The organism is Novosphingobium sp. BL-52-GroH, from assembly GCF_044813085.1.
GTDB lineage: Bacteria > Pseudomonadota > Alphaproteobacteria > Sphingomonadales > Sphingomonadaceae > Novosphingobium.
The window spans coordinates 1,717,166-1,743,062 of the sequence record NZ_CP171149.1 but is presented as its reverse complement, the minus strand read 5'-3'; the positions used below and the strand labels follow the sequence as shown (position 1 = coordinate 1,743,062).

18 protein-coding genes are annotated in these 25,897 nt (G+C 66.2%); 9 read left to right on the top strand and 9 right to left on the bottom strand.

Translation table 11 applies throughout. The features are described from left to right. Positions 1-150 precede the first annotated feature (150 nt). From ACFFDA_RS07495 to ACFFDA_RS07480, 4 genes are all read right to left on the bottom strand, one after another. On the bottom strand, positions 151-735 hold the full coding sequence (locus tag ACFFDA_RS07495; RefSeq protein WP_404477445.1) for a hypothetical protein: 585 nt from the start codon (positions 733-735) through the stop codon (positions 151-153). Between the two features lie 200 nt (positions 736-935). Further along, a complete protein-coding gene (locus ACFFDA_RS07490; RefSeq protein WP_404477443.1) occupies positions 936-1,727 on the bottom strand; it encodes a hypothetical protein in 792 nt (263 codons plus the stop codon). Further along, positions 1,724-2,752: a Gfo/Idh/MocA family protein gene (locus ACFFDA_RS07485; protein ID WP_404477441.1), complete on the bottom strand. Its 1,029-nt coding sequence runs from the start codon at positions 2,750-2,752 to the stop codon at positions 1,724-1,726. Before ACFFDA_RS07485 ends, ACFFDA_RS07490 begins: the two co-directional genes overlap by 4 nt. Continuing rightward, positions 2,749-3,915, bottom strand: coding sequence for a Gfo/Idh/MocA family protein (locus ACFFDA_RS07480; RefSeq protein WP_404477439.1), 1,167 nt, complete (start codon positions 3,913-3,915; stop codon positions 2,749-2,751). Before ACFFDA_RS07480 ends, ACFFDA_RS07485 begins: the two co-directional genes overlap by 4 nt. A gap of 191 nt (positions 3,916-4,106) precedes the next feature. Between ACFFDA_RS07480 and ACFFDA_RS07475 the strand changes: the two genes are divergently transcribed. The 6 genes from ACFFDA_RS07475 to ACFFDA_RS07450 all read left to right on the top strand — a co-directional run bounded on the left by ACFFDA_RS07475 (position 4,107) and on the right by ACFFDA_RS07450 (position 13,202). Continuing rightward, on the top strand, positions 4,107-5,162 hold the full coding sequence (locus tag ACFFDA_RS07475) for a LacI family DNA-binding transcriptional regulator (protein WP_404477437.1): 1,056 nt from the start codon (positions 4,107-4,109) through the stop codon (positions 5,160-5,162). 125 nt (positions 5,163-5,287) lie between these two features. Beyond that, positions 5,288-7,606 carry a TonB-dependent receptor gene (locus ACFFDA_RS07470; RefSeq protein ID WP_404477436.1) on the top strand — a complete coding sequence of 773 codons (2,319 nt, stop codon included), beginning with the start codon at positions 5,288-5,290 and terminating at the stop codon, positions 7,604-7,606. A 65-nt stretch (positions 7,607-7,671) separates the two neighbouring features. After that, the gene (locus tag ACFFDA_RS07465) at positions 7,672-9,087 is read left to right on the top strand and encodes a nucleoside hydrolase-like domain-containing protein (protein WP_404477434.1); all 1,416 of its coding nucleotides are present in this window, start codon (positions 7,672-7,674) and stop codon (positions 9,085-9,087) included. After that, positions 9,084-10,427, top strand: a complete 1,344-nt coding sequence (locus ACFFDA_RS07460) for a spinster family MFS transporter (RefSeq protein ID WP_404477432.1) — start codon at positions 9,084-9,086, stop codon at positions 10,425-10,427. The genes ACFFDA_RS07465 and ACFFDA_RS07460 overlap by 4 nt, the downstream gene beginning before the upstream one ends. Then, on the top strand, positions 10,420-12,111 hold the full coding sequence (locus ACFFDA_RS07455; RefSeq protein WP_404477430.1) for a glycoside hydrolase family 3 protein: 1,692 nt from the start codon (positions 10,420-10,422) through the stop codon (positions 12,109-12,111). Before ACFFDA_RS07460 ends, ACFFDA_RS07455 begins: the two co-directional genes overlap by 8 nt. A 32-nt stretch (positions 12,112-12,143) precedes the next feature. Further along, positions 12,144-13,202, top strand: coding sequence for a Rieske 2Fe-2S domain-containing protein (locus ACFFDA_RS07450; protein ID WP_404477428.1), 1,059 nt, complete (start codon positions 12,144-12,146; stop codon positions 13,200-13,202). Positions 13,203-13,225: 23 nt separating this feature from the next. Here the strand turns inward: ACFFDA_RS07450 and ACFFDA_RS07445 are convergent, their stop codons facing one another. Further along, positions 13,226-14,089: a helix-turn-helix domain-containing protein gene (locus ACFFDA_RS07445; protein ID WP_404477427.1), complete on the bottom strand. Its 864-nt coding sequence runs from the start codon at positions 14,087-14,089 to the stop codon at positions 13,226-13,228. Between the two features lie 121 nt (positions 14,090-14,210). Here ACFFDA_RS07445 and pobA point away from each other — a divergent pair, with 121 nt between their 5' ends. Then, positions 14,211-15,380 carry a 4-hydroxybenzoate 3-monooxygenase gene (gene pobA / locus ACFFDA_RS07440; protein ID WP_404477426.1) on the top strand — a complete coding sequence of 390 codons (1,170 nt, stop codon included), beginning with the start codon at positions 14,211-14,213 and terminating at the stop codon, positions 15,378-15,380. A gap of 82 nt (positions 15,381-15,462) precedes the next feature. Here the strand turns inward: pobA and ACFFDA_RS07435 are convergent, their stop codons facing one another. Beyond that, the gene (locus ACFFDA_RS07435) at positions 15,463-16,524 is read right to left on the bottom strand and encodes an NAD(P)-dependent alcohol dehydrogenase (RefSeq protein WP_404477425.1); all 1,062 of its coding nucleotides are present in this window, start codon (positions 16,522-16,524) and stop codon (positions 15,463-15,465) included. Positions 16,525-16,697: 173 nt separating this feature from the next. After that, complete coding sequence (locus ACFFDA_RS07430; RefSeq protein ID WP_404477423.1) at positions 16,698-19,490, bottom strand: EAL domain-containing protein; 2,793 nt, start codon at positions 19,488-19,490, stop codon at positions 16,698-16,700. 268 nt (positions 19,491-19,758) lie between these two features. Between ACFFDA_RS07430 and ACFFDA_RS07425 the strand changes: the two genes are divergently transcribed. Both ACFFDA_RS07425 and ACFFDA_RS07420 read left to right on the top strand, forming a co-directional pair. Next, positions 19,759-20,523 (top strand): response regulator transcription factor, encoded by a 765-nt coding sequence (locus ACFFDA_RS07425; protein ID WP_404477421.1) that lies wholly within the window; start codon positions 19,759-19,761, stop codon positions 20,521-20,523. After that, positions 20,520-21,920, top strand: coding sequence for a sensor histidine kinase (locus ACFFDA_RS07420; RefSeq protein WP_404477419.1), 1,401 nt, complete (start codon positions 20,520-20,522; stop codon positions 21,918-21,920). The genes ACFFDA_RS07425 and ACFFDA_RS07420 overlap by 4 nt, the downstream gene beginning before the upstream one ends. A gap of 61 nt (positions 21,921-21,981) precedes the next feature. On the opposite strand, the gene ACFFDA_RS07415 is transcribed toward ACFFDA_RS07420, so the two are convergent. Together ACFFDA_RS07415 and ACFFDA_RS07410 are read right to left on the bottom strand one after the other, a co-directional pair. Continuing rightward, the gene (locus tag ACFFDA_RS07415; protein WP_404477418.1) at positions 21,982-24,111 is read right to left on the bottom strand and encodes a TonB-dependent siderophore receptor; all 2,130 of its coding nucleotides are present in this window, start codon (positions 24,109-24,111) and stop codon (positions 21,982-21,984) included. A gap of 363 nt (positions 24,112-24,474) precedes the next feature. Then, positions 24,475-25,497 (bottom strand): VacJ family lipoprotein, encoded by a 1,023-nt coding sequence (locus ACFFDA_RS07410; protein WP_404477416.1) that lies wholly within the window; start codon positions 25,495-25,497, stop codon positions 24,475-24,477. Positions 25,498-25,897: the final 400 nt, after the last annotated feature.

The window sequence follows — 25,897 nt, the reverse complement described above, 5'->3', positions numbered from 1 at the left end:
AGAACGGGTGGAAGGTCCGCAAGCTCTCAGCCCGCCGCCACGGCGAGGTCGTCGCCCAAATACTCAAAAGTTGACTGCCCACCCATTTCACTTGCCGCAGTAAGACAAGGTTAACGAGAGGGAAAGCCTGAATTTCTTCCCGGGCTGCGGCTAGGTTTGCTGCATGAGGCGGTAGGCGCCGCCCATCAGCGACGTCACTTCGTCGCGGCTGAGGACATATTGCGGCTCGTACCCCAGGCCTACGCGCCGGGCGCGCCGCCAATGGTCGACGTAGAGTCCCTTCTCCTGGCCGAACACCGAATGGACGTGCCGTGCAAGGGCGGGCGGGCAATCGCTGGAATAGGCCGCCCGGAAGATCGCGACGTCGGCGATATAGGGTCCGACCATGGCCCAGATGTGGCCGCCCCATTGCGGCTCCGGAGCCGCAAAGATCGCCGGTCCGTCAACCGCCCGCGAATCTTCGTAGACCGCGACCCCGTCTACCGACAAGGTCCCGGCAACCAGATGGACGGGAGCCGAGAGGTGACGATCGAGTTGTACCGCGAAGGCGGCGCTCAGGAACGCGGAAGTCCCCGGTGCCTTGGGCAAGGCTTTCAACAACTCGACGGCGCAGCCGGCCATGCGGGCACGGTCCGCATCGTCCGGCTCGTAGGCCTTGAAGGCCCTTGCCTCCGCCCAGCCATGCCGGGCGGCGACGAGCTTGCCGAGATGGACGAGGTCTTTTGCTGGTATCATCGGGGCTCTCGATTGCTTGCCCGCGCGGGCCTGGGCATGCGCCCCCTTAGGTCAGCCCGGGCGCGCAGCCAAGCCGGCGTCGTTTCGCATGCCCTTCCGAAACAAGTAGACGGCGGCGGATGCGCATCCGCCGCCGTCTGGCACCCCTGGGTCAGGAGGAGGATCTGCCGAGGGTGCCAACAGGATGGCGGGCGCCAGGATCAGCCCGGCAACATGGCAAGATCGCTCTCCAGTCGCGTGATCGTGCCCGAGGGCACGTGGCCGCCGTGGAGAGCGGCATGGAGGGCCTTCCAGCACACCCGGTAGCCGCTCTGGTAGAGCGGCCCATCGGTATGGCTTCCGAGGGCATCGTGATGCGTGACTTGCGCGGGCCGCGCGTGGGCGTCGCGCACGATTTCCACTTTGGTCCGCCGCAGCCTTGCGATCCGCTCGACCGACAGCCTGTCGGCCAAGCCTTTGCTTGCGGTCATGCGCCATTTGAGTTGCGGCTCGCCACCCTCGGCTTCGACCACGATGACGGACGGGCCGTTCATCAGCGTCCTTGCGGACTGCACATCGCCGATCATTATCCGCCCTATATGGAGCTGTTCGAGCAGCATGTCGGGCGCCGCGACGAGGTCCGCCACATCGCCCGAGAGCTCGAGAATGGCCACTTCCTCCTCGCGCGCGGCATCCAGCGGCAGGCCTTCGGCCAGGAACCATGGTACGTAGGCGAAGCCGAGCATCACCGGCGTTCCCGCTGCCTCGATCTGCGCCAGTTGCCCACGGCTGTCGGCATCCAGCAAGGCAGGCGAAGCGACCATGATCGCGCGCGTGGTCGTCCCTGCCGTCGCCAGCACCTGTGCGGCATTGCCGTCGCGGCCCGACACCAGCAGGACGTCGCCCGCACCGTCCACGACCCGGAAGTCGTTGGGCACGGTCGCCAGGACCGCGCGCTGCAGGACGGCGTCCGGGCCATCGCCACGGACGGAAACGGTCAGTTGGTCGCTCACTGGTTCGCCTCCAGGAATTGGGCCGCACGTTCGGCAAGGTCGATGGCGAACTGCAGGTCTTCCACAGCGTCGGCCAGCGACACTTCGGGTTGGCTGGTGCCGGTGACGACGTCGTGCAGGTGCAGCCACTGCGACTGGTAGCCATTGTCGCCGAAACGGAAGCTGCGGCTGCCGCTGCGGTCGGTGAAGGTGGCCGTGGCCGAGCCCGCCAGCACGTAGGACGGCGAGAAATCGACATGCAGCAAATGGTCGCGGCCCTGCACCTCGAAAGTCCAGGATGCAGGCCACTGCCCCGGCATGAAGGCCTTCATGTCCACGCTCGTCTCGCCATTGCCGAGGAACAGCGAGTAGCCGAACGGCGGGATGCGCCGGGCCGACAGGACTTCGCCCACCTGCCCGGAAAAGGCACGGATCAGCGGGACGTCGTGGATCGCAAGCGCGAGGATGGTGTTACGCAGGCGGATCGGATCGGGTGCGGGCGGCGGCGGCCCGGGTGGCGGGCCGTCGAGCGGCACTTCCTGCGTTGCGAAATCGACCAGCGCGCCGTTTGGCGGGATGTAGATGTTCGAACGCACCGCGACGACTTCGTCCCCGGCGTCCTTCCAGGCGGCGAGCGCGGCGCGGAAGCCCGGATCGTAGCGGTGCATGGTGCCGACCATGATCGCGGTGCCGGTCTCGGCTGCGACGGCGACGATGGCGTCGGCTTCCTCGCGGGTGACGGCGAGCGGCTTTTCGCAGAGCACCGCGCGCTTGCCGGCGCGGCAGGCGGCGATCACCTGCTCGGCGTGGAAGGCGTTGGGACTGCAGATCGCCACCGCGTCGATCGACGGATCCTCAATCACCTGCAGGGGATCAGTGGTGGCCTCGGCCCCGCAGCGATCTGCGACGGCCTGGGCGACGCGCGGGTTGATGTCCATGATCCGCGCCACGCGCCAGCGATCAGCCATGGTCGCCAGCACGGGAAGGTGGATCGCCTGGGTGACGGGCCCGCCGCCGAGGAAGCCGATGCTCAGCTTGTCAGTCATGCCGCGACCTCCTTGGCCGTTTCCCCCGGGGTTTCGAGCACGGACCAACCGTTTCCGGCCGCGTTGTTCTGCGCCACGCGCTCGATGAAGCACATGCCGCGAACCCCTTCCTCGATGCCGGGAAGAACAGTGCCGATGCGGGTGGTGTCGCCGCGGATGGCCGCGTCGAAATCGCGGTATAGCACGGCAAAAGGCGCGATTAGGCCCACGCCCATGCCGATTGGCAAGGGCGTGCGGACCAGGATGCCCGGCGACATCGCCTTGACCGTCTCGACGCTGCCGTCGGCTCTGGCGTGGATCAGGGCATCGGCCTGCTCGAACGTCCAGTGCAGCGCGCCGGCATCGCCGTAGATCTTGATAGAGATGCCGTTGCCCTCGCCGAAGGCGACTTGCGAGACCACCAGCACGCCGGCCTGCCCCTCGGCGAAACGCAGCAGGACGTTGCAGTCGTCGTCCAGCGCGCGGCCCGGGACCAGCCCGCGCGCATCGGCGACCAATTCGGTCACGCGCTGCCCGCTGACGAACTCCGCCAGGTGGAAGGCGTGGACGCCGATGTCGGCACTGGCGCCGCCGACGCCCGACTTGCCCGGATCGGTGCGCCACGCAGCGCGCGGATCGCCGGCCTCGAGCGGCTTGGACATCCAGCCCTGGTGATAGGTCACGACGACCTTGCGCACCGTGCCGATCGCTCCGGCCGCGACGCGGGCACGCGCCTCCCGGATCATCGGATAGGCGGAATAGCTGTACGTCAGCGCATAGAGCACGTCGCCGCCGGCCAGCGCGTCGCGCAGGCGCAGCGCTTCGGCGAGAGTCGCGGTGGCGGGCTTGTCAGACATGATGTGCACGCCCGCCTCGATCGCCGCGAGCGCGATGGGAAGGTGGAGGTGGTTGGGCGTGGCAATGGCGACCATGTCAATGCCGTCCTCACGCGCGGCTTCGGCGGCGAACATCTCGGCGGCATCCGCATAGCAGCGATCGGCCGACACGCCGAAATTGCGCGCCGATGCCAGCGAGCGTTCGCGATCGCCGTTGAAGACCCCCGCGACCAGCTCGATCCCGGCCCCGATCGATGCACCCATCTTGTGCACCGGGCCGATGAACGAGCCCTGCCCTCCGCCGACCATCGCCATGCGCAGCGGCCGACCCTGCAAATCTGTCGTCAAAACCTTTCATCCCTTCCAGCGACGCTCACGCTGCGTCGACTATGGCATTCCGTCGCGTTTAGATTTATCGCTAAACTAAATCCTGACCCTGATCTGTCAACCCATGCCTTTGCTTCGGCGGCGCAATACGGCATGAAACGGCGATTGCCATCCGGCACAGGGCAAGCTTTCGAAAAGGAAAATTACAGGGAATGGCCAGAGCGTCGCGGCGCGCGAACCAGGGCGTGAACATCCAGGCGGTAGCGGACCATGCCGGGGTTTCCGCCATGACCGTATCCAACGTCATCAACGGCCGCCGCAAGGTCCGCGAAAGCACGCGCGAGGCCGTGATGGCGGCTGTCAAGGAACTCGGATACAAGCCGAATATCGCAGCGCAGGCGCTCGCCAGCGCTGCAACCGTAAGGCTCGGGCTGCTGGTCGGCACGGCAGAGAACGCCTTCCTCAGCTCGATCCTGGTCGGCACCCTGGCCGCGACGACAAACCTGGGAGCCCAGCTCCTGCTGCACCGTATCGACGCGGTGGACCCGGCCCGTATCCGCGAAGCGCTGGAATCGCTGGTGCGCAGCGGCGCCAGCACGATCCTTGCCGCGCCGCCCTATTGCGAAGTCATCAGTCGCACCAATATCGGGGCCCAGGTTCCGGTGCCGATCATGGCGATGTCCTCGGGCGATGCCCTGCCCAACCTACCGACCGTCCGCATCGACGACTTCGCCGCCGCGCGAGATATGACGCGATACCTCATCGGCCTCGGCCACCGGCGGATCGGTTTCGTCCGCGGACCCGAGACCCACATCATCAGCCATACCCGCCAAGGCGGCTACCGCGCGGCCCTCGACGAAGCAGAAATACCTTGGAATCAGGCGCTTGTCGCCCCTGGTGACCTGACGTACGAATCGGGCCTGGCCGCCGCCGAATACCTCCTGGGCCTCGAGGAACGCCCCACCGCGATCTTCGCCAGCAACGACGACATGGCCGCCGCGATCGTCTCGCTGGCCCACCGCCGTGGCTTGCGCGTCCCCCGCAATCTCTCGGTCGCGGGCTTCGACGATACCCCCATAGCCGTGAAGCTGTGGCCCACCCTCACCACCGTGCGCCAGCCCGTCGCACTGATCGCCGAACGTGCCGCCACACTGGCGATCCAGGCGACGCGAGCCCCCCAGGCGCCCGACGCGCCGAAGCGACTGGTGGCGGATTATCTCCCCTACGAACTGATAGAACGGGAATCGACTGCACCGCCGCTCGCCTGACCGCATTTCGGTTTACGCACGAACTCCGACCAAATTGCGTTGACAGGATTACCGCTAAACCACTATCAAGCCTTCATCACGAACAACTCGGCAACCGAGCTTGCCGTGCCTGTGGGGAGGATATTTTGAAGATTTCGCTTTCGGCCACCATGGCCTCGATTCCCGTGATCGCCATCAGCATAGCGACCGCCCATGCGCAGACTGCACCTGCCGATCAGGCCGCCGACCAAGCTGGTGGTGCAGCTCCGGCTGTGTCCGAAGAAATCGTCGTAACTGCACAAAAACGCACGGTTTCTCTACGTGAATCGCCGGTTTCCGTCGCGGTCGTCAGCTCCGAGAACCTCCAGAAGGCGGGCATCAACACGCTCGACGACATGGGCAAGTCGGTGCCTTCGCTCACCGCACTGCCTTCGGGTACGGCGCTGCGCCCCAGCTTCACCATGCGCGGCATCAGCACCGACGTGCTGGGCATCGGCGCGCCCAGCGGCGTCGCAGTGATGATCGATGGCGTCACCATCGCACCGGAATCGTTGATCGCTAAACAGCTTGCCGATATCCAGAACGTCGAAGTGTTGCGCGGCCCGCAGTCGACCCTGGGTGGCCGCACCGCCTCGATCGGCGTCATCAATATCGTCACCCGCAAGCCGTCCGACAGGCTGCAGGGCGACATGACCCTGACTGCGACGACCGACAACGAATTCCGCGGCTCGGCCTTCCTCGCCGGCCCGATCTCCGACAACATCTCGTTCAGTCTCTCGGGCTTCGCGGGCAAGACCCAGTTTCTGACTAAGAACCTGACTACCGGCAAGCACGACGAGTCCTCGTCGCAGGGCGTGCGCGGCAAGCTGCTGTTCCAGCCCACCGACAACCTCGACATCACGCTGGCGGGCACGTTCGTCCATTCGCGCGACAAGGGTTCGTTCCAGGCCTACATCAATGTCGACCCGACCGCGCAGTTCCGTGGCTTCGTCGCCCAGTCGATCGCGCTGCCGGGCATCACCCCGCAGGCCGGCAACACCGACTATGCGACGATCACCACCCCCGGCCAGAACGTCAAGGACCAGCTCTACAGCCTGACGCTGGACTATCGCCTGGGCGACTTCACGCTCAGCTCGATCACAGCGCGCCAGACCGAAAAGCGCTTCCTGCGCCAGGACCTCTACAACGTCGATGCCGACTGGGTCTCGATCCTCACAGGCGGCGCCAACTCGTTCAACAACATTCAGACCTTCGATCTCGACATCAAGGGCGTAAGCCAGGAATTCAAGGTCGTCTCGCCGGACCTGGGCTTCATGCGCTTCATCGCCGGGCTCTACTACGACCAGCAGAAGTCCGGCTATCAGTTCGATCGCCGCACCTTCGGGTTCGCACCCTTGCTGTTCGCCGCGCGTCGTCCTCCCAACAACCAGACCTATGCCGCTTATGCCCGCGCGGACTGGAAGGTCACCGACACCACGACGCTCATCACCGGCCTGCGCCTCAACCGCGACAAGATCGCCTACACCTACGAGTTGCAGACGCCGCAGCAGACCGGGCCGAACCTGATCCAGTTCGTGCGCAAGGACAGCAGCACCAAGTCGACCTGGGTGGGTGACGTCACGCTCAAGCAGGCGCTCGGCGATCTCGCCAACGTCTACGGTACCTATTCGCGCGGCTACAAGCCCGAGATCTGGAACCTCGACGGCGCCGTCACCGCGACCAATACCTTCAATCCTGTGGGCCGCGAGAAGGTGGACAGCTTCGAACTTGGCCTCAAGGGCGACTTCTTCGATCGCGTCCTCTCGCTCAACGTCGCGGCGTTCTATTCGCGCTACTCGAACTTCCAGGTGCAGTCGCTCGACTACAGTAATCCGCTCGGCGCGACGACTTTCGACGTGCGCAACGCTGCGCGCGCCACCACGCGCGGCGTGGAAGTGGACGGCGTGCTGCGCCCGATGCACGACCTGACCGTCAACTTCAGCGGTGCCTGGGTCAAGTCGCGCTACGACAACTTCGCCGGCGCGGTCTGCTACTCGGGCCAGACGGCCGCGCAGGGTTGCACCACCACCAACGGCGCCTCGTCGCAGGACCTGTCGGGCGTATCGCTGCCGCGTTCGCCGCGCTGGAAGTTCAACGTCGGCCTCGACCAGAAGGTCGATGTCAACGCCGACTGGGATCTCGCCCTGGGTGCGACCTTCAACTACCAGAGCAAGATCAACTTCGATCCCAACCACAGCCCTCGCGCGGTGCAGGATGCCTACGGCATCCTCAACCTCACCGCCGGGCTCGCCCCGAAGGACGGCCGCTATTCGATCACGGTCTTCGTCAACAACGTGACCGACAAGAGCTACGTGTCCAACATCACCGACTACAGCGGCCGGTGGGGCACCAAGGCTGCCGTTTCGGGCTGGTACAGCCGCGATGCGCACCGCTATGCGGGCGTACGGCTCGGCGCCAACTTCTGATGCCGGCCACGCCGGGAACGCGCTCGCGCGGTCCCGGCGGCCACTTTTCTCGAAACGGGGTATCGATGCCTAAGACCGGCCTGCTGACCATCGGCCTCGCTAGCCTGCTGGGCCTTGGTGCGCCGGTTGCCGCCGACGCGGCTGTGGGGCGGTGCATCCCGGCGCCGATCGAGAAGCCGCGCATCCTGGTGCTGAGCGACATCGGTAACGAACCCGATGATTCCCAGTCCTTCGTGCGCTTCCTGCTCTACGCCAACCAGTTCGACATAGAGGGCATCGTCGCCACGACGTCGGTCTGGCAACGCGACAAGGTGCAGCCGGCGCTCATCGAAGCGCCGATCGCCGCTTACGGCAAAATCGTCGCCAACTTGCGCCGCCACGAACCGGGCTATCCCGATGCCGCGAAGCTCGCGGGTCTCGTGCGCAGCGGTTCCGCCGCCTATGGCATGACTGGCGTGGGCGAAGGGCACGACACCGACGCCTCCCGCCTGATCGTCGCCGCCGTCGACCGTGCCGACGAGCGCCCGCTGTGGATTTCGGTCTGGGGCGGCGCCGCCGATCTCGCGCAGGCGCTATGGCATGTGCGCGCCACCCGCACGCCCGAGCAGGTCGCGGCGTTCCTGTCGCGCCTTCGGGTCTATTCGATCTCCGACCAGGACGATGCCGGGCCGTGGATAAGGCGCACCTTTTCGCAGCTGTTCTGGATCGGCAGCGTACATGGCTGGAACGAATATTCGATGGCCGCCTGGAACGGCATTTCGGGCGACATCATCCGACTCCAGAAGTGGCCCTACGTCGACATGGTGAGCGACGCTTGGCGCGCCGAACATATCGAAGGCAAGGGCCCGCTCGGCGCCCTCTACCCTAAGCGCGCGGTCATCATGGAGGGGGACACCCCCGCCTTCCTCTACCTCATCCCCAACGGGTTGAACGAGGCCGGCCATCCCGAATACGGCAGCTGGGGCGGCCGCTACAGGCTGTCGGACCTCTCCGCCGGCCACTACGGCGATGCGGTTGAAGAGGCGACGTTTCCCGACGGCAGTTATTTCCGCAGCAACCAGGTGGGCGTGTTCCGCTGGCGCGATGCGTTCCAGCGCGATTTCGCCGCACGGATCGAGTGGTCGACCACCCCGGACTATGCCCGCGCCAATCATCCACCGGTGCTGCTCGTGGACGGCAACGGCGGCCTCGCTCCCGTCACCGTGCAGGCGCACCCTGGCGAGACCGTGACGCTCGACGCCACCGGCTCTTGCGACCCGGACGGCAACACCCTGCGCTATCGCTGGTGGCACTATCTCGAGCCCTCCGGCGTCTTCGGCCTGGCGCCGCTGGCGATCGCGGGAAGCGACGGCCCCCGCGCGCAAGTCACCATCCCGGCTGCCGCGCAACCCATTTCCTATCACATCGTCCTGGAAGCCACCGATGACGGCGCCATGCCGATCACGCGCTACCGGCGCATCCTTCTCGAGGTAAAGCCATGACCGGACAAGACACCGGGCCGCGCTACGGCGCCTATGCCTGGTACGTGGCGATCATCCTGACGCTGGCGAACAGCTTCGCCTTCGTCGACCGCCAGGTTCTGGCGCTGCTGGTCGAGCCGCTCAAGGCCGACCTCGCGGTGTCGGACACGGTCATCAGCCTGCTCTACGGCTTCAGCTTCTCGCTGTTCTACGTCGCGATCGGCCTGCCGATGGCGCGCTTCGCCGACCGGTCGAACCGGCGCAACATCATCGTCGGCTCGATCGTGGTGTGGAGCTTCATGACGGCTGTCTGCGGCCTCGCCCGCTCGGCCGGGATGCTGTTCCTCGCGCGCGTCGGCGTCGGCGCGGGCGAAGCGGGGCTGACCCCTTCGGCACAATCGATCCTCGCCGACTACTTCCCGCGCGACCGCCTGCCCGCAGCGCTCGGCATCTTCTCGATGGGCATCTACATCGGCGGCGGCATGGCGCTGATCCTGGGCGGCATGGTGATCCAGTCGCTCAGCGACATGGGCGCGATCGCCCTGCCCCTGATCGGCACGATCAAGCCTTGGCAGGCGACCTTCCTGATCGTGGGCACGCCCGGCCTGCTGCTGGGCTTCGTAGCGCTCACCATCCGCGAGCCAGCCCGGCGCGGTGTCGTCGGCAAGCCGGTATCGCTGCCTTTCTCCGAGATGGCGCGCCATGTGAAGGCCTCGCTCGGCAGCTACGTCGGCATCATCATCGGCCTGTCGCTGATGATCCTGGTGGGCCAGGGCAGCACCGCCTGGCTGCCTGCCTTCTTCGAGCGCCGCTATGGCTGGACCTCGACCGAGATCGGCTTCCAGTACGGCCTCGTGGTATTCCTGTGCGGCATGGCCGGCACGCTTTCGGGCGGCTTCGTCGCCAGCGCACTGCGCCGCCGTGGCCACGTCCGCGCCAACCTGATCGCCGCGACTTTCGGCTTCGCTGTGCTGGTCCCGCTCACCATCGTCTTTCCGATGATGCCGACCGGGCAGAGCGCGCTCGCGACGATCGGCGTCATGATCTTCTTCGCCGGCTTCCCCTTCGGTGGTGGCTACGCCGCCCTTCAGGAAATCACTCCCAACCGGATGCGCGCCCAGATCGCTGCCTGCTATATGCTCGGCGTCAACCTGATCGGCGCGGGTCTGGGCCCGACCGCGATCGCGCTGGCGACCGACCACGTCTTCGGCGATCCGATGGCATTGCCCAAGTCGCTGTCGCTGGTCGCTGCGGTCGCATCCCCGCTTGCGCTGGCCTTCATCGCGCTGGCGCTGGTCCGGCACCCTGCCGCCATCGCCCGCCTGGAAGCCGCCGAGCGCGCCGAGGCAACCCATGTCTGACATCCCCACGTTCCAGCCCGAACCCGCCGTCTGGCGCGACCTTACGCCCGACGAGAGCGAGTGGGTTTCCCGTACCCGCGCCTCGCTTTCGACCGATGCCGCCATCGCCCAACTCTTTAACTTCGGCGTCAACGACGGCGCGGACCAGGTTGCCGAGGTCATCGGCAACGGCGCGGGCGGCTATCACCGCTTCCCCGGAGCCGACCTCGACCATGCGCGCGCAATCACCCGCCGCCTGTTCGAGGAAGCGACCATCCCTCCGCTCATCAGCGGCGACATCGAAGGCGGCGAGGTCAGCCTCGGCTTCGCGACGTCGTTGCCGAACCAGCTCGGCATCGCCGCCTGCGACGATCCGGCGCTGACCGCCAGGCTCGCCCGCCTGATCGCTCTCGAAGCCCGCGCCGTCGGCTACAACTGGTCGTTCGCGCCGGTGGTCGACGTCAACGCGGCGTTCCGCAGCACGATCGTGGGCACCCGCTCGTTCGGTTCCAATCCCGAGCGCGTGCTGGCCCATGCCGCCGCCCATATCGCCGGCACCCAGAGCGCGGGCCTCGCGGCCACCGCGAAGCACTGGCCCGGCGAAGGTTTCGACGAGCGCGATCAGCACCTGCTCACCACCGTCAACCCGCTGGACATGGACGCCTGGCGCACGACCTTCGGGCGCATCTACCGCGCTCTCATCGACGGCGGCGTGATGACGATCATGGCCGGGCATATCGCCCTGCCCGCCTACCACCACCAGCGCGGCGATGCGGGCCGCGCGGCCTATGCCCCGGCAAGCGCTTCGGCGGCGCTGAACATCGACCTGCTGCGCGGCGAACTGGGCTTCCGTGGCCTGCTGGTCAGCGATGCGACCGTCATGGGCGGGCTCACTAGCTGGATGCCACGCGCGCAGGCGGTCCCCGCCGTGATCGCGGCGGGTTGCGACATGTTCCTGTTCAGCCGCGCGCCCGCCGCCGATATGGCGCACATGCGCGAAGGCCTCCGCTCCGGCTTGCTCTCCGAAGCGCGCCTCGACGAAGCCGTCACCCGCATCCTCACGCTCAAGGCGCTGCTAGGCCTCCACCGCCTGAGCGTCGAGGACCGGCTGGCGCAAATGGAGGAAGCGGCGCTGCTGCTGGGCGCGCCGCAATCGCTGGCGCTGGCCGAGCAGGCGGCGGCACGGTCGCTCACGCTCGTCAAGGACGTGCCGGATCTGCTCCCGCTCGAGCCGGCCCGCCACCGCCGCATCGTCCTGGCCGCGAATGCGCACGAGGAGGTGTTCCTCGATGGCGCACCCAAGCGCTCCTTCGCGCCACTGGTTACAGCGCTGGAGGATGCCGGCTTCACGGTGCGCGCCTACGATCCGGAACATCCGCCGACGCCGGACGACACCGACCTGCTGCTCTACGCGGTCGGCCGCGAATCCACGCCCGTCATCGCCGCCAACCGAATCGACTGGCCCTCGCTGCACGGCAGCGCCAAGCGGGCGATGCAACGCTACGTCGACATCCCCACACTGATGATCTCCTTCGGTCATCCCTACCTGTTGTACGATGCTCCGTGGGTCCCGACTTACGTCAATGCCTATACGGGTATACCGTCAGTCCAGCGTGCCCTGGTGGCAGCCTTGCTCGGCAAGGCGGATTTCCAGGGGGTTAGTCCGGTCGATCCGTTATGCGGCCGCCCCGAGCTGGCTCTTTAGTCTTTGTCCCGATAGTCCCTGCCAGGAGCTTAATGATGTCGTCCTCCGATGCCGCTGCCAAGCCTTGGCCCGTCAATGCCTGGTACGTGGCCTGTACGCCCGACGAGATCGAGGGGAAGCCGCTCGGCCGGCAGATCTGCGGCGAGCGCATCGTCTTTTTCCGCGGGCCGGACGGCAAGGCCGCCGCGGTCGAGGATTTCTGCCCCCATCGCGGTGCGCCACTGTCGCTGGGCTTCATGCGTGAAGGGGCGCTGGTCTGCGGTTATCATGGCCTGGCGATGGGCTGCGACGGGGAGGCGCTCGACATGCCGGGCCAGCGCGTCAAGGGCTTCCCCCCGATCCGCGCCTTCGCGGTGATCGAGCGCTACGGCTTCATCTGGGTCTGGCCGGGCAATCGCGAGGACGCCGATCCGGCCAAGCTCCACCATCTGGAGTGGGCGGAAAGCGACGAGTGGGCCTATGGCGGAGGGCTCTATCACATTCAGTGCGACTACCGCCTGATGATCGACAATCTCATGGACCTCACGCACGAGACTTATGTCCATGCCTCCAGCATCGGCCAGAAGGAAATCGACGAAGCTCCCGTCCACACCCGCGTGGTAGGCGACGAGATCCACACCATGCGCCATATGGAGAACATCAAGGCTCCGCCGTTCTGGCGCATGGCCCTGCGCGGCGCTGGCCTGCCCGAAGACGCCGATGTCGACCGCTGGCAGGTCTGCCGCTTCTCGCTGCCCAGCCATGTCATGATCGAGGTCGGTGTCGCGCTGGCGGGGCGCGGCGGCTACGATGCGGCGAAGGAGGACAAGGCCTCCAGCATCGTCGTCGACTTCATCACACCCGAGACCGAGACGTCCCACTGGTACTTCTGGGGCATGGCGCGCCAGTTCGGCATCGACGACGCCGCGCTGACCGACACGATCCGCGAAGGCCAGGCCAAGATCTTCGGCGAGGACCTGGACATGCTCGAACAGCAGCAGGCGAACATGCTGCGGTATCCCGAGCGGCGCCTGCTCAAGCTCAATATCGATGCCGGGGGCGTGCGTTCGCGCATGATGATCGACCGCGCCCTGGAAATGGAGCGGGCATAAGCCGTCGCGCACTTCGGGCCCTTTCAGTCCGAACCGCGCTTTTCGAGGACTGGCCGGCGTCCCGTCATACGCAAGTAGAAGCGGGAAAAATAGGACGGGTCGGCAAAGCCCAGTTCTTCGGCGACCTGAACGACGTTTGCGTTCGTGAACGTCAGCAGCCGCTTGGCCTCGAGCGCGAGACGCCCGTGGATTACTTCCTGGGGCGAACGGTCCAGCACCGCCCGGCACAGGCGCGAGAGCCCGCGCACGCTCATCGCGAGCTGGCCTGCGTACCATTCCACCGCGCGATGCTCGCGCAGATGCACTTCCACCAGTTGCCGGAAACGGGCGAGGCGCTCCTCGTGAAGCGGGACATCGCCTTGCGGGGTCGTGCGATGCTCGGGAATGAGCGAGCGGACCAGCGCCTCCGCCAGCGCCAGGAAGAACGGCTGCGGCGTGCGCCAGTCCTGCATCGTCGCGAGCAATTCGGCGCACAGCCAGCGCACGCGATCCGCCGCGGCGGGTGCGATCACGCCATGGCCGCCATGGGTTATCAACTCCCGCATCGGATCGGCGCTCCCTTGGCACCGGGCGACCAGTTCGGACGAAAAGCTCAGCACATACCCTTCGGTGTCGGGCACGAAACGAAAGCCATGTACGCAATCGACCGGGACGAACACGAAGCAGGGACCGTCCAGCGTACCCGACAGATGATCGCGGCGAAAAGCGACTTGCCCGCGCGATACCAGCAGCAACTGCATGCAGTGTGCGTGGCGGTGCGGTGTGATCTCCCAGTCGTACATCACGCTGCGCGCCGCGATCGTCTCGATATGCGAGATTTGCGCCGGCGAATCGGAGCTGCTCTCGCCGTAGAGAAGGAAGTTGGGAATTGTCGCCGGCTTCGTCATTTCTTGTCCCGAAAGTACCTGATGGACGCCCTCTCGTCCCTTCCTACCGCCGCGTCCGGCTGTCAATCCAATGCCATCGCGCAACACCGTCAGCGAATGCGCGACCGGGAGATTCAAGACCATGCGCACACAAGTCGCGATCGTTGGCGCCGGCCCCTCGGGCCTGCTGCTGGGAAGCCTGCTCCGCGCCGAAGGCATCGAATGCGTCGTGATCGAGCGCCAGACCCCGGACCACATCCTGTCCCGCATCCGCGCCGGCGTGCTCGAACAGATCACCGTCCAGCTCATGGAACGGCTCGGCATCGATGGCCGCATGAAGGCCGAAGGCCTGCCTCACGGCGGCTTCAACCTGGCCGACGGCGAACGCCTCATCCGGATCGACATCGAGGCACTGACCGGCAAGCAGGTCATGGTCTATGGCCAGACCGAGATCACGCGCGACCTGATGGCCGCCGCCCCTTCGTTCGGGCTGGAGATCATCTACGGCGTGCAGGACGTCGCGCTCCATGACATCGAAAGCGACGCACCGAGTGTGACGTGGAGCAAGGATGGCACCGAGCAGCGCATCGATGCGCAGTTCGTGGTGGGCTGCGACGGCTTCCACGGCCCTTCGCGCAGGGCTATCCCGGACGCGGTGGGCCGCAGCCTGGAGAAGGTCTATCCGTTCGGCTGGCTGGGCATCCTGGCCGACGTGCCGCCTTGCAACCACGAATTGATATACGCCAACCACGAACGCGGGTTCGCGCTCGCCTCGATGCGCTCCAGCACCCGCAGCCGCTACTACATCGACGTGCCGCTCACCGAACGGGTCGAGGACTGGAGCGACGATCGGCTGTGGGACGAACTGGAGATCCGGCTCGGTCCGCAGGCGGCGGCGAGCATGACGCGCGGGCCCTCGCTGGAAAAGTCGATCGCGCCGCTGCGCTCTTTCGTGTCCGAGCCCATGCGCCATGGCCGCCTCTTGCTGTGCGGCGATGCCGCCCACATCGTTCCGCCGACTGGAGCGAAGGGGCTCAATCTCGCGGCCAGCGACGTCCACTACGCCAGCCAGGCGCTGGTCGCCCATCTGCGCACGAACGACACCGACGCCATCGCCGGCTATTCGGACAAGGCCTTGGCCCGCGTGTGGAAGGCCGAGCGTTTCAGTTGGTCGCTGACGCGGCTCATGCACCGCTTTCCCGAGGATGGCGCCTTCGAACGCCGCATGCAGGTTGCCGAACTGGACTACATCGCATCGAGCGAAGCCGCGCGACAGGCCATCGCCGAAAACTACGTCGGCCTGCCCATCTGAAGCTGTCGTCTCGATCGGGCCCGGCACGATACCAGGACACTGGCCCGCCCGCTCGAGACGGGCCGGCGGGCCAGCGCGGGGCTCAGGCTGCTCCCGCGGCCAGCGAGGCGCTGTCGATCACGAAGCGATACCGCACGTCGCTGCGCTGCATGCGATCGTAGGCCTCGTCGATCTGCTGCATCTCGATCATCTCGACATCCGAGACGATCCCGTGCTCTGCGCAGAAGTCGAGCATTTCCTGGGTTTCGGCAAGGCCGCCGATCAGCGAGCCGGCGATCGTCTTGCGCCCGAAGATCAGCCCGCCGACATTGGGCGTCGGGTGCGGCTGGTCGGGAACGCCGAGCAGCACGAGGGTGCCGTCGCGGTGCAGCAGGTTGACGTACGTATCGAGGTCGTGGCTGGCGGCGACGGTGTCGATGATGAGGTCGAAGCTGCCGGCATGGGCTGCCATTTCCTCCTCGTCGCGTGATACGATCGCCTCGTCCGCGCCGAGATCCCGCGCGTCCTGGCGCTTGGCCGGGGTGGACGTGAAGGCGACGACGTGCGCGCCCATGGCATGCGCGATCTTGATCGCCATGTGGCCGAGGCCGCCGATACCGACCACCCCTACCTTCTTGCCGGGGCCCGCGTTCCAGTGGCGCAACGGCGAATACGTGGTGATGCCCGCGCACAGCAGCGGCGCGACCGCGGCGAGTTGCTCCCGGGGATGGCTGATGCTCAGGACGAAGTGCTCGTCGACCACGATCGCCTGCGAATAGCCGCCCAGCGTATGTTCGGGGGCGTCCTTAGTGGGGCCCCCGTACGTGCCCGTCCAGCCGTTCGTGCAGTAGTTCTCAAGATCCTCCTTGCAGGAATCGCAATGGCCGCAACTGTCGACGAGGCATCCCACGCCGACCGTATCGCCCACCTGGAAACGGGTGACTTCCGCACCGACACTGCGGACGGTGCCGACGATTTCATGTCCCGGCACGCAGGGATAGGGCGTTTCGCCCCATTCGCCCCGCGCGGTATGGAGATCCGAGTGGCACACGCCGCAATAGGTGATCTCGATCGCGACGTCGCGGGGACCTGGCTCGCGTCGCTCGATCACCATCGGCTCGAGCGGACGGTCGGCGGCATGGGTGCCATAGGCTTTGACTTGCATGGAGTGTCCTTTTGAATGGTGTTGGGCCGACCTGCGTGGTGCCGGAGTGTGCACGTGCGAGATAGGCCCTCGATCCCGGCATGTTCAGAGCATCCGGGTTGCACGTCGCGATGAGCGATGTTCAGCATCGAGGCGTGACGATCCGTTTGACCCGCCTGCATCGATGAGCCGGATCAGCCGATCTGGCGCCGCTCCATCGGCGCGGACGCGAGGCTCGGCGAGGCTCCGGGACGGCCGAAATAGTAGCCCTGCGCTTCGTCGCAGCCCTGTTCCTTGAGCAGATCGACCTGATCGAGCGTCTCCACGCCTTCGGCCAGGACCGGCACGTTGAGGCTTTGCCCCAGCGCGAGGACGGCCTTGATGATCGCGCGGGCCTGCGCGCTCGTCTGCGAGCGGATCAGGAACGACTTGTCGATCTTGATCTTGTCGAACGGGAACGAATGCAGTGTGTCGAGCGAGGAATAGCCGGTTCCGAAATCGTCGATCGCAATGCTGACGCCCAGCGCCTTGATCTGGCGCAGCAGGTGCAGCGCGCGCAGCTTGTCGGCGATGATCGCGGTTTCGGTGATTTCCAGTTCCAATCGGGTCGGCGACAGCCCGGTTTCCACGAGGATTCCACGGACCACGTTGACGAGGTCGTTCTGTGAAAGCTGGACGGCCGACAGGTTGACGGCGACCTTCAGGCCGTTCGGCCAGGCGGCCGCTTCCGCGCAGGCTTCGCGAAGAACCCATTCGCCGATGCGGAAGATTTCGCCCGTTTCCTCGGCGATCGGGATAAAATCGTCGGGCGCGACGGCGCCACGGGTCGGATGCTGCCAACGCAGCAGCGCCTCGTATCCGGTCATTTCGCCCGTCGCCAGGCCATACTGCGGCTGATAGACCAGCGACAGTTCGTCCCGGTCGATGGCCTGGCGCAGGTCGTTGGCGATCTGGCGGCGGGCCCGGGCGGTCTCGTCCATTTCCGGCTCGTAGTAGGCGATCCGCTCGCCGACGTTCGCCTTGGCACGATACATGGCAAGATCGGCGTTGTTCAGCAGTTGCTCGCGCCGTTCGCCGTCCTGAGGGAATACCGCGAGGCCGATGCTGGCGCCGAGATAGAAGCTGTTGTCCTCGGGACCGAAAGGCGTCGCGAAGCAGCCTTCCAGCCGGTCGAGGAAAGCGGCCAGGTCGGCCTCGTCCTTGAACCGCTTGGCGGCGGCAAACTCGTCACCGCCCAGTCGCGCGACCACCTCGCCTTCTGCCAGCACCTCGAGGAGGCGCTTCGACAAGTGCTGCAAGGCCGCGTCGCCGGCGCCATGGCCCCGGGTGTCGTTGATCTCCTTGAATCGGTCGAGGTCGATCATCACCGCCGTCACCTGGTGCCCGAAGTGGCGCGCCTGCTCCAGTTCGGCGTCGATCCAGTGGGCGAAGCTCGAACGGTTGGGCAACCCGGTGAGGCTGTCGTGCATCGCCATGTGAGCGATCTTCGCATCGGAGCGGCGGCGTTCGGTAACGTCCTCGAACGTGGTGACCCAGCCTCCGTCCGCCATCGCCCGGCTGACCATCGACACGACCAGCGCATCGCCGAGATCGAGAACGACCGCGGCATTGCCCGCATCGGCCGATGCCTGCAGTTGCAGGCGCAGATCGGCGATCCGCGTCTGGGACACCTTCGGATAGGCGCTGGCATCGAGCACCAGGCGGGCGACTTCCTCGATCGTCATGCCGACGAGCGAGGTCTCGCGGTCGACGCCCCAGATTTCGGTGAAACGCGCATTGACCAGCAGCAGGCGCTTGTCCGGGCCGAAGAGGCACAGACCCTGGTGCATGTTGCCAAGAGCCGCGTCGAGATGACCGGCCATTTGCTTGAGCCGGTCCTCGTCCTCCTTGAAGCGCGTCATGTCGCGGGTGATCTTGGCGAAGCCGATGTCGTCGCCGTGTTCGTCGGCGATCCTCTCGATGGTGACGTGGGCCCAGAACCGGGTGCCGTCGCGGCGCATGCGCCAGCCTTCGCCACTGAACTTGCCGGATTGCGCGGCGGTCGACATCGCCCGCTCGGGGAGACCTGCGGCGCGATCCTCCGGTGTGTAGAATGCAGCAAGCGGCAGGCCGATGGCCTCGTCCGCCGGATATCCCTTCAACCGCTGGGCACCGGCGTTCCAGTTGGCGACTTTGCCTCCGCGATCGAGCTTGTAGATGGCGCAATCGGTGATCCCCTGCACGAGGATGCTCATGTCCCGCTCGGTCTCGTGGAGCGCCAGGCGGGTCTTGCGGGCCATGGTCAGCACCGTGGCGCACAGCATGAGCAGTCCCAGCGCGCCGGCGGTGATGACCACCGCCATGCTGTCACGCGAAAGCAGGACCCCGGTGCGCAAGTCCAGCGGCGCGGGTACGAGCCGCGCGGCCGTCATCCCCACGAAGTGCAGCAGCACGATCGAGAGCGTCATCATCAGGCCGGCGATCACGCCGCTGCGGATGGCCCGTCCGCCGACCGCCAGCGCCAGCGCGGGATACATGGGGACCACTGCGAAGAGCAGCGAGACGGCAACGTAGCCGCTTCTCCAGTGGATCTGCGCGGGAAGCTCGAGTGCCGACATGCCGATGTAGTGCATCGCCGCGATACCACAGCCGCCAAGCAGGCTGGCCACCGCCAGACCCTTCGCGTCGGGGCGGGCAAGGGCTATGGAAAAGGACATCGTCGTCATCGCGATCGCGGTGATGAGCGACATGAGGGTCGCAGGAATCTGGTAACCGGCGATCACGCCCGGATCGTATCCCAGCATCGCCACGAAGTGGGTCGCCCAGATACCGAAGCCGATGGCTATGCCGGCACCCGCGATCCATCGCGCCGCCGCCCGGCCGGACAAGTGCCGGGCATGGCGCAGGAGTTGGACCGCGCTCATGGCGGAAATGACGCAGATTGCGCCAGCGAGCAGGACGAACCACTCGTTGTGCTGGTCGTGAATGCACAGCAGAACGTCGAACATCGGATGAAAGCCCCCGGGATTGCCCGATGCTGCTAGCTTTCAATGGTTAACGCGGGCCTAAGCCATTTCGATATCTGTATTTCTTGCCCCCGGGCGTGGGAAAACCGTCCTAGGTGCTTTCCGCCAGAGCACGAACCCGGCGGAACGGCGCGCGCGCCCATCGCACGGCAAGACACGGCCGGTGACGCCGCGTTGCGGCATGACGCCGCATGGTTTGTCGTGTATCAACGGGGGAGACTTGGCGCCTGCGCGGGTTTATGTGGATGCCATGAACGCGCAGCTCAGTGCGCCCGAGGGCTGTCCCGAGGGTCGTATCATCGTCCTGGAAGACGACCCCGATATTCGTGAACTCATCACCGCGCAGCTTTCGCGCGAACCGCAGCGCGTCGACGCGGTGGGCACCGTCGCCGCCTTGCGCGCCAGCATGGAGACGGGGCCGGTCGACCTCCTGATCCTCGACCTCAACCTGCCCGATGGCGACGGCCTCGACTTATGCCGCGAACTGCGCGCGGCGGGCCACGAAGGCGCGATCATGATGGTGACCGCGCGAGAGGGCCCGATCGACCGGGTGCTCGGCCTCGAACTGGGTGCGGACGACTATCTCGCCAAGCCCTTCGAGCCGCGCGAACTCCTGGCGCGCGTGCGCAACCTGCTGCGCCGCTCGCGGGCGTTCGCCAAAGGTCCCGGGAAGGCGGCAGGACAAGGTCGCCCCCGCGTCGCGCGCTTCGCACGGGTCGGCCCCTGGCGGCTCGACCTGCACCAGCGGCGGCTGATGAGCGCCGACGAACACCTCGTCATGCTCTCCTCGGCCGAATACCGCCTGCTTACCCGCTTCATCGAGGCGCCCAACCAGGTCTTATCGCGCGAGGAATTGCTGCCAGAACGCAGCGCTACCGTCGCTTTCGACCGCACCATCGACATCCAGATCAGCCGCCTGCGCCACAAGCTGGCAAGCGAGCCGGGCGGCGACGACCTGATCCTGACCGTGCGCAGCGAAGGCTACGTCCTGCCCGGCCCCGTCAGTTTCGAATGACCACGCCGGAAGCCCGCGCCGAACCCGAGCGCAGCATCCTGAAACGCTTGCGCGGCTACCCCCAGTCCCTCGCCGGCAGGCTGACCCTGGTGCTTTCGCTGGGGATGGCGGTCTCGGCCTTGCTCGCTCTGCAGGCTTCCGATGCCCTGCGCGACCATATGTTCGCCAAGCAGCAGGTCGAAGCTGCGCTGAACAGCGCCATCGACATGGCCGGTCGCTACGAACGCGCGCCGGACGTGACCGCAGCCGCTCTTTCGCGCGGGCTGGTTCTGGGCGCACACGCCGCCGAAGCGGGAATGCGGATGACCGCGCCAGAGCCGACCCTGTCCCGCCTGCTCGGCGAGCGCCTGCATCGCCCCGCGCAGGTCATGCCGCTGACCAGTGCGCAGTGCTTCGCGCATTTCTCGCGCTATCGCCCCGCCGCAGGCATGACGACCGACCCGCTCCCCGACTGCTGGCTGATCCACTATGCCGATGCCGCGGGCGCCGAGCGGAGCTACGTCGTCGATCTCCTGCCCGACCGTGCCCTGCACCAACCGCCGGTCGGTCCGCCGTACCTCGAACTCATCATCGTCGCCGGGGCCTTGCTCGGCCTGCTCGCCGCGCGCCTTGCCACCGCCCCCTTGCGCCGCATGGAGCGCGCCGCGCACCAGTTCTCCCTCGTGGGTGACTTCGAGCCGATCCCGGTGAAGGGCCCGAGCGAAGTGCGCACGGCCATCGAGACGCTCAATCTCGCGCAGCAGCGCGTTCGCGAGGGTTTGCGCGAACGCACCCAGATTCTCGCTTCGGTCACCCACGACCTGCAGACCCCCCTCACCCGCCTGCGGCTGCGCCTGGAACAGGTCGACGACGAGGACTTGCGCGACCGCCTTGTCGCCGACCTGCAGATCACCCAGCAGATGGTGCGCGACGGCCTCGACCTTGCCCGCAGCAGCGAACTGCGCGAGCCGTGGTCGGTGATCGACATCGATTCCCTGCTCTCAAGCACCGCCGAGGACGCCGCCGAGTTCGGCCACCGCGTCGCCTTCACGCAAGGAGGCGGCATGCAGGCGCGGGTCAAGCCGAACGCACTGACACGGGTGCTGGGCAATCTCGTCGACAATGCGCTCAAGTATGGCGGCAGCGCGGACCTTTCGTGCCGCCGCGACGTTGGTGGCGACCTCGTCATCGCCGTCGCCGATCGCGGCCCCGGCCTGCCCGAGGCGGAACTGGTGCTCGCCTTCCAGCCCTTCCGCCGGCTGTCGTCGAGCAAAGGCAACGGCAGCGGTATCGGCCTTGCCATCGCACAGGCCCAGGCCGGCACGTTCGGCGCCGCGCTGAACTTGAAAAACCGCGAAGGCGGCGGCCTCGTCGCCGAGATCCGCCTTCCGGCAAGCGCGGTGCTGGCGGGAAGCTGAGACCTGCCGCCAGTTTTGCACCCTCGTCATCCCGGCGCAGGCGTGGATGACGATCAGGCTGTCAGTAATCGAAGCTCAGCGTCACCACCGCGCTGCGCGGCGCGGCGTAGAAGGCCTGGCCCCACTTGAGGCTGTTGAGGTACTTCTTGTCGGTGACGTTGCGCACGTTGAGGCTGGCGCGCAAATGGTCGACGATACGCACGCCGGCCATCAGGTCGACGACCGCATAGCCCTTCTGTTTCAATGTAACGTCGCCTTCGGCCCCGCCGTAATAGACCAGATCGCTCACGACGGCATCGGTACCGTTCTGCCAGCGCAGTTGCGCGCCGAGCTTGAGGTCGTTGAACTCGGGTACCTCGTAGGTGGTGGCGAGCTTGAGCGACTTCGTGGGAATCCAGGTGCGCGTGTCGTTCCCCTCGGCGTCTTCCACGTCGAGCAGGGTGAAACCGCCGCTGACGCTCCACTGGTCGGTGACCTTGCCGGCAAGTTCCACCTCGAAACCCTTTGAGGTCGTGTCGACCGGTGCGTAGTAGCTGTCGCCCGCCTTGCCGGCGCCGGTGCCGTCGAACGTGCCGGCAAAATCGGCGAGGCCCTTCTGCTTGGCCTTGAACACCGCCAGCGTGGCGTAGAGCCTGCCGCCGAACCACGTGCTCTTGATGCCCGCCTCCAGGCTGGTGCCCTTGGCGGGATCGAGCCGCTCGTTGTTCGCGTCGACCTCGACCTGCGGATTGTAGATGTCGGTATAGCTCGCGTAGAACGAGACGTTGGGCGTCAGGTCGTAGACCGCGCCGACATAGGGGCTGACCTTGCTGTCCTTGCGCGCCTGCGTGACCTCATAGGAAAAGCCGGTGGAATCGATCCACATCGCGCTCGCGCCGATCACGCCCTTGAGCCGGTCGCTGAAGTCGAGGTGCGCGGCACCGTAGACCCGCGTCAGCTTGTCGGTGTAGTCCGCGGCGAGGTAGCTGCCGGGATAGGCGGGCTCCGCCACTTGTACATCGCCCCACTCGTAGACCGATGGATAGACCAGCGCGGTATCCTCGGCGAAGTTCTCGTATTCCTTGGCATCCGACCTGGAGACCGAAACGCCCAGCACCAGCTTGTGCTGGCGACCGAAGGCGCGGATCGGGCCGGAGAGGTAGAGATCGCCCAGGTACTGCTTGTAGTCGGACGGATAGATGCCGCTCATGCCATAGACGCCCTCGCCCGTTTCGCGGTCCGGATAGCCGTAGGCGTAGAGCAGCTTGGACTCCTCCTGGAAGCGGCGGAAAGTGGCCATGCCGGTCACCGACCACTCGTTGTCGAAGGTATAGACCAGTTCGCCGAAGGCGCTCTGGTCCTTGGTGTTCCAGTAGGTCCAGTCGGCCGAAGTCGAGGCCGAGCGCGGCAGGTCGATGCGGGTGCCGTCGGTGTAGAGCAGCGGCACGGCGCCCCACAGCACCCCGTCGGCGTCGTTCTCCTGGCGGGTGTAGCCCACCGTCGCGCGCAAGTTCGGCGTCGCCTGCCAGCGCAGGATCGCGCCGTAGACGTCGCGGTTCACGTGGTTGTAGTCGAGATGGCCGTCGCGCTCCTCGTGTGCGACGATGAACCGCGCGGCGAGCGTGTCGGTGAGCGGCACATTGAGGTCGGCGTCGCCCCGCCAGTAGTCTCGGGTGCCGGCCTGGGCCGAAGCAGTGACCTTGAGATCGTCGGTCGGGCGCTTGCGCACGTAATTGACGGTGGCCGAGGGGTTGCCGATCCCGGTCATGATCGCATTGGCGCCACGCACCACTTCGACGTTCTCGAACAGGGCGGTGTCGAGGTCGCCGAACTGGATGCCCCAGGCCAGCGGCAGGCCGATGCCGTCGACCTGGAAGTTAGACACGTCGAACCCGCGCGAGCTGAAATAGGTGCGGTCGGTCTCGACCCGTTCGACGTTGAGGCCGACGATCTGGTCCAGCAGGTCGTTGACGTTGGTGATCGCGAAGTCCTCGATCCGTTTGCGATCGATGACCGTGACGGACTGCGGGGTTTCCTTGATCGACAGGGAAAGTGCCGTCGCCGAACTGGAGGGCTGTTCACCTGCCGTGACGACGATGCTGCCGTCCGACTCGACCGCGCCGTCGGCCTCGGCGGCATGGGCGGCGGTGAATTGGCCGGGAGCGATCAGGAGCGTGCTGGCGAACAGGGCGTGCCGGAATGGCGAGCGCATGGAACCCTCATGTTTTGTTGCTGAAGCTTTGCCGCCCGTAATCGATACGATATTGCGAAGCAATCGCATTTTGAACTGCCTGCATGGGCGCGCCCGTCAGGTGGCGCGAGAGGCAAGGAAAAAGCGCAAGCCACGCCTTCGCGACGGCGAGGGTTCGGACTCAGGAACTGGGGGATGGCGCGTATTTCTACACCGATGTCATGACTCGTGACTCGTCCACGCGGCCAAAGCGCGATCGTCGCGAATTGTATCTTCGACCTTTAGCCGAGGCAGGCACCCATCTGGCGCCGAGTCTGCTCGCACATCAGCAGATGTGCGAGCACCTTCGCGGGAATGGCGAGCAGGGTTTCAATCGAACAAGGTTTAGTACGGCACCGCCGGCTTCGGCGCCTGGCTCGATTCGGGAGCGGTCGCCCCCTGCCCCTCATTCTTGCCTGCCGTCGGCATGGTTCGCCCATAGACCGGGACCACGTCCGGCGTCGTGCGACCGTGCAGTGCTTCGATCTCGGCCTTGCGCTGCTTCAGGTAGAGTTCGCGATAGGCCGCATAGGGATTGCCCTCCTCGCGGATGCGCCCGATCTCTTCGTCGAAGGCCGCGCGCTCTCCCAACTGGCTGAGGATCGTCGCGGGGATCACGACCGCGGGCTCGGTGAACGGCTTGCCGACGACGGCGGGGACCAGCATCTTTTCGATGGTATCGCCAACGAGGTCCCGGACGGTCGTCGGGCCGATGATCGGCAGGTACATGTAGGGCCCGGGTCCGACGCCGTAATAGCCGAGCACGTTGGCCAAGCCGTTGGGCCGGTAAGGCAGGTTGAACGGCTTACGCTTGGCCATGTCCACGAAGCCGCCGATGCCGATCGTCGTGTTGATCGCAAAGCGTCCGGCCGTTTCGACCGCCTTGCCGGGCTTGAACTGCAGAAGATAGGCAGCAAAGACCACCGGCTCGTTCAGGTTTGAGAAGAAGTTGCGCAGGCCCTTCCTGACCGGACGGGGCAGGCCCTTGTTGTAGACCTTGGCAACCGGTTCGATCACCGCCTTGTCGACCGATTGCACGGTCTCGAACGACTTGGTGTTGAGCCGTTCCAGCGGATCGCCCGGGGGCGGGGGCTGCCGGCGCATGACGACGATGTCGTCTCCCTGCGCCGGGCTCGCAGTGGTGCCGGCCACGCCGTTATCGGCCGATGCCGGCGGCGCGGCGGGCGCCTGCACCGGCTCTGCCGTGGACAAAGGGTCGCTCGGCGATGGCATCGCGGCGGGTGAAGCTTGAGAGGCGGCGTCCGGCTGCGGTTCGGCCAGGGCCGCAGGCTCGACCTGGGGAAAACTGCCGGCTTCGGGAGCCCCGCAACCTATCATCAACGCGACAGCGCAGGCCGTCAGACTCATTCCATCGTCCTTGCTGGGCGAGCCGTCACAGGCACGCCCAAGTCGTCCACTTTGCGCTGTCGGCGCTGCCTCAATCGTCGAGCGCTACGGCCGATCGAACGGTTAGTCAATTGCATGTCCCGCAGCGCAATTGCATGAAACGAAACGCCATAGACTCCGGTCATCCAGTGTCCGGGCCGCCCGCTCTGCCTTTTAGAAAGACTTCGGCCTCCCGAGCGGCCACGTCCGCGGCCGCGTTCAGATAGAATGCGATGTCTTGGGCGGAAAGCCTGTGTTCGACGAAGCCCGGATCGCGGATTTGCGACCAGATTTCGTGCCGGGATCGCCGCACATATATGCGTCTTCGCCGGCTTGACGATCGTTGCCGATGATGCCCGTATCAGCGAACCGGGCGCGCCGA